The organism is Pseudomonas sp. yb_9, from assembly GCF_043103635.1.
GTDB lineage: Bacteria > Pseudomonadota > Gammaproteobacteria > Pseudomonadales > Pseudomonadaceae > Aquipseudomonas > Aquipseudomonas monteilii.
The window spans coordinates 1-537 of record NZ_JBICKA010000049.1 but is presented as its reverse complement, the minus strand read 5'-3'; the positions used below and the strand labels follow the sequence as shown (position 1 = coordinate 537).

General features: G+C 56.1%; 1 protein-coding gene. It reads right to left on the bottom strand.

Annotated features, from left to right (window positions below; all coding sequences use genetic code 11):
• Positions 1 to 537: IS3 family transposase (locus tag ACF8MI_RS14370; RefSeq protein WP_392517572.1), on the bottom strand; the 537-nt coding region annotated here is incomplete at both ends.

Below are 537 nucleotides of genomic sequence, written 5' to 3'. Positions count from 1 at the left end.
GTCGTGACAGTTTCCCCGTCGGCTCATGCTGCTGATCACATTGTTGGCCTTCAGGAAGCTTTGCCAATCTGAGCTACTGAACTGACTGCCTTGGTCTGAGTGAATCATCACTTGCTGCTGTGGCTTGCGTCGCCACACGGCCATCAGCATGGCGTCGATGGCCAGGTCGCTGCTCATCCTGGGCTTCATTGACCAACCAATGACTTGGCGAGAGAACAGATCCAACACTACCGCCAGGTACAGCCACCCTTCATAGGTGCGGATGTAGGTGATATCGGTCACCCAGACCTTATTCGGCTCACTGACCTTGAACTGCCGGGCCAGATGGTTGGGCGATGCCACTGTTGGTTTTCCGCCATAAAACCCAGGACGACGGCGATAGCCCGTTTGCGAACGCAGCCCCTCTGCCTGCATCAAGCGACCGACTCGATTTCGCCCACAGATCTCTCCCAGCTCTCGAAGGTCATCGTGAATCTTGCGATAGCCATACACGCCTCCGCTTTCTAACCAGGCATGCTTGATCAAGCCAAGCAGGCG